This is a genomic window from Brevundimonas denitrificans, assembly GCF_030160755.1.
In the GTDB taxonomy this organism is placed as follows: Bacteria; Pseudomonadota; Alphaproteobacteria; order Caulobacterales; family Caulobacteraceae; genus Brevundimonas; species Brevundimonas denitrificans.
This window is the reverse complement of the sequence record NZ_BSOY01000085.1, coordinates 1-8,579: the sequence shown is the minus strand read 5'-3', so window position 1 is coordinate 8,579 and position 8,579 is coordinate 1. Positions and strand designations below refer to the sequence as shown.

Annotated in this window: 7 protein-coding genes; 1 reads left to right on the top strand and 6 read right to left on the bottom strand. The window is 70.1% G+C overall.

Annotated elements, in window-relative coordinates; all coding sequences use genetic code 11:
• Window positions 1-37: 37 nt before the first annotated feature.
• From QQJ79_RS13865 to tpiA, 6 genes are all read right to left on the bottom strand, one after another.
• Window positions 38-1,435: a multiheme c-type cytochrome gene (locus QQJ79_RS13865; protein ID WP_284223509.1), complete on the bottom strand. Its 1,398-nt coding sequence runs from the start codon at window positions 1,433-1,435 to the stop codon at window positions 38-40.
• A 114-nt stretch (window positions 1,436-1,549) separates the two neighbouring features.
• Complete coding sequence (gene gspK / locus QQJ79_RS13860) at window positions 1,550-2,536, bottom strand: type II secretion system minor pseudopilin GspK (RefSeq protein WP_284223508.1); 987 nt, start codon at window positions 2,534-2,536, stop codon at window positions 1,550-1,552.
• On the bottom strand, window positions 2,533-3,132 hold the full coding sequence (gene gspJ, locus QQJ79_RS13855; protein ID WP_284223507.1) for a type II secretion system minor pseudopilin GspJ: 600 nt from the start codon (window positions 3,130-3,132) through the stop codon (window positions 2,533-2,535). Before gspJ ends, gspK begins: the two co-directional genes overlap by 4 nt.
• A gap of 401 nt (window positions 3,133-3,533) precedes the next feature.
• Complete coding sequence (pyrG, locus tag QQJ79_RS13850) at window positions 3,534-5,186, bottom strand: CTP synthase (protein ID WP_284223506.1); 1,653 nt, start codon at window positions 5,184-5,186, stop codon at window positions 3,534-3,536.
• Window positions 5,187-5,275: 89 nt separating this feature from the next.
• Window positions 5,276-5,695 (bottom strand): preprotein translocase subunit SecG, encoded by a 420-nt coding sequence (secG, locus tag QQJ79_RS13845; RefSeq protein WP_284223505.1) that lies wholly within the window; start codon window positions 5,693-5,695, stop codon window positions 5,276-5,278.
• A gap of 132 nt (window positions 5,696-5,827) precedes the next feature.
• Window positions 5,828-6,595 (bottom strand): triose-phosphate isomerase, encoded by a 768-nt coding sequence (gene tpiA / locus QQJ79_RS13840; protein WP_284223504.1) that lies wholly within the window; start codon window positions 6,593-6,595, stop codon window positions 5,828-5,830.
• 168 nt (window positions 6,596-6,763) lie between these two features.
• Here tpiA and QQJ79_RS13835 point away from each other — a divergent pair.
• A partial coding sequence (locus QQJ79_RS13835; protein WP_284223503.1) for a peptidylprolyl isomerase occupies window positions 6,764-8,579 on the top strand: 1,816 nt, incomplete at its 3' end.

Here is an 8,579-nt window from a genome sequence, read left to right as displayed (position 1 = left end):
GCCAGCGCCGCCAGGACCAGGCCCCTCGCCCGCCCGGTCATCGGGCGCGCCTCACGGCGGCCGCGACCCCGCCCAAGGCGCGGCGGAATTCCTGCGGCCGATAGCGGTTGGGATCGCGCACGGCGGCGTAGGCGCGGTCGATGTCGGGCCGCATGGCGCGGACGGCGCCCGCCTCGATCTGGCCCTGGGCGACCAGGGCGTTCAGCAGGGTGTCGACCGCCATGACCGCCTGCGCCCCGCCGGAATAGTCGGTGTAGCGCGGCGCCAGCGCCTCCCCCAGCACATCCTCGAGGATGGCGAAGGTGTCGGCGCGGCTGAACGGGCTGGAGGCGAAGCTGGCGGACAACTGACCCGCGGTCCCGGCCAGTCGGCGGGCGGCCTCGACCGCTCCGGCGCGGTCGGAGGCCAGCGCCTGATGGAAGGCGCGCGAGTCAGTCTGGAACCGCTGGGCCAGCGACGCGGGCGCCGTGCGCGCCGCCGCGGCCAGCATGATCATGTTCTCATCGTTGAACGGCGGCATGCCCGCCGGGATGGGCCGCCCCGGATTGGCCTCGACCAGCAGCGGCGCGTTCGGCTCGTCCGAGATCGGCCGGTGGCAGCTGTGGCAATCAAAGAAGTAGAACTCGGGGAAGACCCCGTTCCCGGCCCGCCCCGCATCGCCATAGACGGTCAGGATTCGCTGCAGGGCCACGGCCTGTCCGATGGCCCACAGCCGGGCGGAATCCATCGTCGCCTTGCGCTGCACATAGTCGGCGTCGACGTCGTGGTGCTGCTGGAAGGCGGTGAACAGTTCCAGTTCGAACGACAGGCGCGGATGGCCCGCGCTCATCATCTCGTGGGTGACGAACTGGTTCGGCCTGTCGCTGCCCCAATGGCAGTCGAGGCAGACATTCGCCCGGACGACCGGATCCTCGAGCGGCGTCATGCCCCGCGCCACATTGTCGGCATGGCCGACTCCAACCGTGTAGTGGCTGGCGATCCAGCCGCCCGACGCCCCATGGCAGCTCTCGCAGCCGACGCCGTCCGACACCTGGAAACGGGCGCCGCGCGCGGCCGCGGGCTCGGCATGGCAGCCCAGACAGGCCGGCGCGTTCTGGGCCGGCCCCAGACCCAGCCGGCGCGTGATCGCCTGGGCCCGGGCATAGGTCAGGGTGCGCCACGCCCGGCTGTGCGATCCGCCGGGACCCGTCGGGTCCTGCCAGCTGACCAGTTCATTCTGGCGCACGACCGCCCCGTCGGGCGCCTGACGGCCATGGCAGGTCGATCCGGCGCAGGAGGCCACGCCCTCGTGGACGCCGGGCGAGGACAGCTGGCCGGCCGAGGCGCTCGAGGGCAGGACGGCGCCGATCCCGACGCAGAGCGCCAGGAACAGGGCCGCGCTCGCCCAGACCGCAACCGGGCGGATACGACCCACGCTGATCGTCGTCGTGTTCAACAGGTCCCCGCTTCCCCCGTCGGCCTGCTTTCGAAGGCTCGACCGAACAACGTTAGCACCAATCCCGACGGGCTGTCAGCCGACTCCCCCACAGCCGGAAGCCGCGGCCTCCGACTAGTCCTCCAGCGTCCAGCGCCGGATCACCGTCCGGGCCTCGCCGCCCGGACGCGATTCAATCAGGGCGGTGCGTACGGCGCGGACTCCGCCGTGATCGACGTCGATGCGGACGGCGAAATAGTCCGTCCGGACCGTGACCTGGTCGCGCGCGGCCAGATCGAGCTGCAGGCTGGTCAGCGCCGGCTGGCTCCAGAAGCCGGCCGGATCCGGCCACCCCCCGGCCGGACGCGCGGCGATCACAGTCCGGGCGGCGGGCAGGCTGAGCGATCCGCCCGTCAGCATGACCAGAAGCGGCGCATCCGCCTGCGCCAGGGTGTTGACGTTGATCGGCGACCGGTCGGTCGGCAGGGCGCACAGATGGGGCCGCAGCCGGTCATAGGCGTCCTTATCCACCCCCCGCACGGTCCGCATTTCCGAGACCTCCGCCAGCAGCACGCCGCCGGTCCGGTAAGGCTCGGCCAGGGCGGCGTAGACGCTGTCCTCGGCGCCGAGGGGGCGAGCCGTCGTATCGGTATCGATCCAGTCGATCAGACTGTCGGTGATCGTCCTCATCCTCAGCGGATCGACGCCGACGGCTCGACCCAGCGCCATCAGCTGCGCCTCGCCGACCGGCCGGGCCGCCAGCCGGTCCCCGGTCCAGGTGACGACGCTGTTGAGGTTGAAACAGGCCTGGCCGTCACGCACCGTCGCGGTCAGCGTGCCCCCGTCAATCGGCAGGGTGACGGCTCGTCCGTTCCACGCGGGCGTCGTCGAAGTCCGGTTCGGGTCCAGCGCCGTCAAACGCGCGATCCTCTGCCGCGCCAGGGTCTCGGCGCCGTCGGCGTACCACTGGGCCTGGGCGCCGGTTTCCGCATTGGTGGTGCGCCGCACCGAAAAGCGCACATCGTCGAGCACCGCCACCGCCACCACAGCCATGACCGCCACGAGCAGCAACACGGCCAGCAGGGCCATGCCTTCCCGGTCTCGCCGGGGCCCGGCCTTCATCGCCCGCCCCCGATCAGGAACAGCTGGGTCAGCCGGCCGTATCCCTCCACCGTCAGGTCCAGGCGCACGGCGTCAGGCGGCCTGCCGGTCGGCCCGGGGGTCGGAGCCGGGGTCTCGCGGCCGTCCTGCACGAAGGTCACGGTCAGCTCCGTCACACCGGCCAGCAAATGCTGCGGCGGGCCCGGACGCGATCCGTCCAGGAAGGGCGACACACGGCGTTCCAGCCGGTCCCCGACCAGTCTGTATTCGACCCGCTGCAGCGACGACCTGCCCGCGCCGGCGTTGCTCCAGCCGGCGCGGGTGACGACCAGAAGAGGATCGCCCGGCGCCGCTGCGCCCGCCAGCGCCAGCGGATGCGGCTCCCCGCTGTAATCGCGCGTCCGGCGGCCGGTCGCCTGACCGAGATCGGCCCTCAGCAGGCTGCGCAGCCGCTGCAATCCGGCGGTGCGATCCGTGGCCGAACGGACCGCGAAACGGTTGTCGATCGAGACGGACAGCACGGCCGCGCCCGCCGCGGCGATCAGGCCGAACAGCATCAGCGCGACCAGCGCCTCGACAAGGGTGAAACCCGACCGGACCGTCGTCGGGGTGAACATGATCCTCGCCGCCCCCCCTCCGCGCACAGAGGATTACACCCCGGCGCGGATCAGCGTGCAATCCCGGACACCGGGAGCATGACGGACGGGGCGGACCGCTCGCGTTCATCCGCTTTCATCTTGCGCTGCAGCAAAATATGTAACATTGTTCTCGCTATGCAGGGCTTTTTCGCGCTGCACGGGTCAAACAATGCTCAAGTCTGTGAAATGCCTTTTGAAAGGGCACCTGTACGTCGATAGCCGCAGTCAGCCGGGGACCCGGGTTTGCGTCCGCTGTAAAGACCGTCAGCCTTTCGAAGGCCTCATCCCGCCGTCCGGCGGCGACAGCTCATCGAACAGCCGTCAGGCCCCAAACGATTGAGTTGATCGTGGGCTGACGTCCGGGCCTTGCCTGCCAAGGCTCAGACCAGCCGGCTCTGCACCACCGCCGCCTCGATAAAGCCGGCGAACAATGGGTGCGGCGCGAAGGGGCGGCTCTTCAGTTCCGGGTGATATTGCACGCCGACGAACCATGGGTGGTCCTCCCGCTCGACCGTTTCGGGCAGGACACCGTCCGGCGACAGGCCCGCAAAGACCAGCCCGCCCTTCTGCTCGATCGCCTCGCGATAGTTGATGTTGACCTCATAGCGGTGGCGGTGCCGCTCGCTGATCGTGGTCGAGCCATACATCTGCGCGATCTTCGATCCCGGCTTCAGCGTCGAGTCATAGGCGCCCAGCCGCATGGTGCCGCCCATGTCGCCGCCCTGCTGGCGCAGGACCCGCTGGTTGCCCTGGGTCCATTCGGTCATCAGGCCGACCACGGGTTCGGTCGTCGGGCCGAACTCGGTCGAGGACGCCTTGGGATAGCCGGCGAGGTTCCGGGCCGCCTCGATCACCGCCATCTGCATGCCGAAACAGATGCCGAAATAGGGAATCTTGCGTTCGCGGGCGAAGCGCGCCGCCTCGATCTTGCCCTCGGAGCCGCGCTCGCCGAAGCCGCCGGGCACCAGGATGGCGTGGGCCGCCTGCAGTCGGGCGTCGCAGGCCTCGCGGTCGCCCTCGAAGGTCTCGGCCTCGACCCAGTCGATGTTGACCTTGACGTTGTTGGCCACCCCGCCGTGATGCAGGGCCTCGATCAGGGATTTGTAGGCGTCCTTCAGGACCGTGTATTTGCCGACCACGGCCACGGTGACCTCGCCGTCCGGGTGCAGACGGCGGCGGGCGATCTCCTCCCACATCGTCAGGTCGGGCGCCGGCGCGTCTGTGATGCCGAAATGGGCCAGCACCTCGGCGTCCAGCCCCTCGCGGTGATAGTCCAGAGGCACGGCGTAGATGTCGTTGGAATCCATCGCCTGGATCACGCCGGTCGCGCGCACATTGCAGAACAGGCCGATCTTGCGCTTTTCCTCGGGCGGGATCGGGAATTCGCAACGGCACAGCAGGATGTCGGGCTGGATGCCGATGGACCGCAGTTCCTTGACCGAGTGCTGCGTCGGCTTGGTCTTCATCTCCCCGGCGGTCTTGATGAAGGGCAGGAGCGTCAGGTGGACGAAGCAGGACTGGCCGCGCGGCAAATCCTGGCCCAGCTGGCGGATGGCCTCAAAGAAGGGCAGGCCCTCGATGTCGCCGACCGTGCCGCCGATCTCGACCAGCACGAAGTCCACATCATCGCCGTCGTCGGTCAGGGCGGGCGTCAGGCAGAAGGATTTGATCTGGTCGGTGACGTGCGGAATGACCTGCACGGTCGCGCCCAGATAGTCCCCCCGCCGCTCCTTCTCGAGGATGGTCGAATAGATGCGGCCGGTGGTGATGTTGTCGGACTTCGCCGCGGAGACGCCGGTGAAGCGCTCGTAGTGGCCCAGGTCCAGGTCGGTCTCGGCCCCGTCATCCGTGACGAAGACCTCGCCATGCTGATACGGGCTCATCGTGCCCGGATCGACGTTCAGATAGGGGTCGAGCTTCCGCAGCCGGACCTTGTAGCCGCGCGCTTGCAGAAGCGCGCCGAGAGCGGCGGATGCGAGGCCTTTTCCCAATGAGGAAACCACGCCGCCGGTGATGAACACGTAACGGGCCATGGGAGATCACTCTACCGCTGATTCGAGCGGCGAACTGCGGAGACTTTGAGGGCGGGAGAGGAAGGCGGGGATAAGGTCCCCGCCCATCCTTAGTTCGCGGGGGCCGGCTGGGCCGGTGCGGCCGGAGCGGCGGACACGCCCGACAGGCTGGATTCCAGATTCTGCAGCGACGGCGCGGCCGGTTGCGCCGGAGCCGCCGGATCGACGGCCGGCGCCGCGTCCGTCGTCGTCGGGGCGATCAGTTCGCCCACGGCGTCGGCGTCGACGATCGAGCGGTTGGACCGCTCGACGTTGCCGAGGATCGTCAGGCCGATGGCGCAAAGGAAGAACAGCGTGGCCAGAACCCAGGTCGTCTTGGTCAGCAGGTTGCCCGCGCCGCGCGCGGTCATGAAGCCCGACGGCCCGCCGCCCATCCCGAGGGCGCCGCCCTCCGAACGCTGAATCAGGATCACGCCGGCGAGCGCGACCGAGATGAGGATCATGGCGACGAGGAGAATGGTCTGGAGCATGGCAGCCGATATGTGTGGCGCGAGGCGGCGCCGATCAAGCGGCGGCGTCTAACATTAGCGGAGGGGTTAGGGAATAGGCCGTAGGCAGTAGGCCCCTTCAGGCAAGAAGCGGGATCAGCGGCGGCCCCTGCCCTACTCCCTGCGGCCTGATCCCTGGGCGCCCCGGATGATCCCCAGGAAGTCCGCCGCCTTCAGCGAGGCGCCGCCGACCAGGGCGCCGCCGACCTCGGGCACGGCCAGGATTTCGCGGGCGTTGTCCGGCTTGACCGAGCCGCCGTACAGGATCGGCGTGGCGGCGACGCCCAGCCCCAGACGCTCGATCATCGCCGCGCGGACGGCCCGGTGCACTTCCTCGATCTGCTCCAGCGTCGGCGTCAGGCCCGTGCCGATGGCCCAGACCGGCTCATAGGCCACGGCGAAGTCCCGTCCCGCCAGCGCCAGCGGCAGCGAAGCCATGATCTGCGACCGCACCACCTCGACCGCCCGGCCGGCCTCGCGCTGCTCCAGGGTCTCGCCGACACAGATGATCGGGGCCAGACCCGCGGCCAGGGCCGCCTCGGCCTTGGACGCCACCAGGGCGTCGGTCTCGCCATGGCCCTGACGGCGTTCGGAATGTCCCAGGATCACCAGGGTCGCGCCCGCATCCTTCAGCATGGCCGCGGAGATGTCGCCGGTGAAGGCGCCGTGGGTCTCGGCCCGACAGTCCTGCCCGCCGATCTCGACGCCGTCCCCGGCCGCGCGCGCCATCCGCTCGACCAGGGTCGCGGGCGGGCACAGGGCCACGCGGCAGGTCGGAGCGGCCTCCGCCAGCGCCGCGCGCAGCGCCGCCACCTCGGCCAGGCTCGCGCCCAGGCCGTTCATCTTCCAGTTTCCGGCGATCAGTTTTGAGGTCTGTATCATCCGGGCTTTCTATGCGGCGCCTTTCGACAAGCCAAGCGTCTCCCTCCCCCGAAGTGGGGAAGGAGACGCCCACCGCAGCCCAACAATCGCGCCATCGTCTTGCCGTGCGGGGCGCTGACACCCTATAGGCCAAGCAGCACCCTTGCCGCTGATCCGCCAGGACCAACCATGCTCACCGCCTTCCGCACCTTCGCCAAATCGAAATGGGCCATAGGCCTGCTGGTCCTGCTCGCCATCGGCCTGCTGGTCACCGGCGGATCGCAGATGGATGTCCTGGCGAACCTGGGTCCGAAGCATGTGGTTTCGGCCGGCGATCGCAGCATGAGCCCGACCGAGTTCCGCGGCGAACTGGACCGCATCCGCGAGCAGGCCCAGGAACAGGCCGGACGGGCCCTGACCTTCGAGGAACTGATCGGTGAAGGCGGCCTGCGCCAGTATCTGGAGCAGAAGTCGCAACAGCTGGGCTTCGTGAACTGGGCCTGGAAGGCCGGCATCCGCCCCGGCAAGGAGCTGGTCCTGCGCCAGATTCGCCAGGCCCCCGCCTTCTTCGACAGCGTCACCGGCCAGTTCAGCGAGGAGCAGTATCGCACCGCCCTGGCCGAGGGCAACGCCACGCCCGAGATGTTCGAGGCGCAGCTGCGCGACCAGTATTCGACCCAGCACTACGGCGCCGCCCTCGGCGCCGGCATGCGTCTTCCCCGCGTCTATGGCGCCATCCTGGCCAGCCAGGCGCTTGAGACCCGCGACGCCCGCTGGTTCACCGTCACCCAGGCCATGGCGGGCACGGCCGGCGCTCCGACCGACGCCCAGCTGACCGCCCTGATGAACCAGAACGCCGACCAGTTGCGCCAGCCCGAGTCCCGCACCGCCTCGGTGGTGCTGTTCGATGACGGCGCCGCCCCCGCGGCCGCGCCGACCGAGGCCCGCATCCAGGAGCGGTTCAACTTCCGCCGCGACGCCCTGTCGCTGCCCGAGAAGCGCACCTTCGTCACCCTGACCGCGCCGAACCGCGCCGCGGCCGACCGTATCGCCGCCGCCCTGCGCGCCGGCCAGTCCCCGGCCGATGTGGCCCGGGCCAACAGCATCCAGCCGGCCGAATACGTCGACACGCCGCGCAGCGCCCTGGGCGACCCGGCCGTCGCCGCCGCCGTCTTCGGCCTGGCCGTCAACCAGGTGTCCGCCCCGGTCCAGGCCGGCGTGGGCTTTGTCGTCGCCCGCGTGACCAGCATCCAGCCGGGCCGCGCCGCGACCCTGGCCGACGTCCGCGAACAGGTGATCGCCGAGCTGCGGGCGGAGGACGCCCGCGCCTCCGTCTATCGTCGGGTCGAGGCCTATGAGAAGGCCCGTCAGGACGGCAAGACCCTGGACGTCGCCGTGCGCGACGTCGCCGCCCGCCTCATCCAGATTCCGCCGATCCGTCAGGACGGCAAGCTGCGCAACGGTCAGGACATCAACCCGCCCCTGCCGCCGCAACTGATCCAGACCATGTGGAGCCTCGGCAAGGGCGCCGAGAGCGAAGTGGTCGACATGGGCCAGGGCCAGTATTTCGTGGTCCGCCTCGACGACATCCTGCCGGCGGCCCTGCCGCCGTTGGCCGCCATCCGTGAGCCTCTGGCCCAGCAATGGGTGCTGCGCGAGAACGCCCGGCTGCTCACCGCGCGCGCCAGCGCCCTGGCCGCCCGCGTGCGCGGCGGTGAAGACCTGGCCGCGGTGGCCGCCTCGGTCGGCGCGACCCTGCAGACGGGAACCGGCCTGAACCGCCAGTCCGCCGAACAGAATGGTCAGGGCGTCATCGCCGGGGTGTTCAGCAGCGGCCGCGGCGAGCCCTTCTCGCAGCAGAACACGGCCGACACCTTCGTCATCGGCCGCACGGACCGCATCACCGCGGCGGTCCCCGCCCTGGCCGCGCCGGTCGCCGAACAGTTCCGCCAGCGGATGGCCGGCGACCACGTCAACGCCGTCGGCGAGGCGGCCATCGCCGCCG

Bases quoted from the DNA above. Each gene is read 5' to 3' on its own strand.
- secG (WP_284223505.1), bottom strand. From the start codon at position 5,695: ATGCTCCAGACCATTCTCCTCGTCGCCATGATCCTCATCTCGGTCGCG.
- pyrG (WP_284223506.1), bottom strand. From the start codon at position 5,186: ATGGCCCGTTACGTGTTCATCACCGGCGGCGTGGTTTCCTCATTGGGA.
- gspK (WP_284223508.1), bottom strand. From the start codon at position 2,536: ATGAAGGCCGGGCCCCGGCGAGACCGGGAAGGCATGGCCCTGCTGGCC.
- tpiA (WP_284223504.1), bottom strand. From the start codon at position 6,595: ATGATACAGACCTCAAAACTGATCGCCGGAAACTGGAAGATGAACGGC.
- gspJ (WP_284223507.1), bottom strand. From the start codon at position 3,132: ATGTTCACCCCGACGACGGTCCGGTCGGGTTTCACCCTTGTCGAGGCG.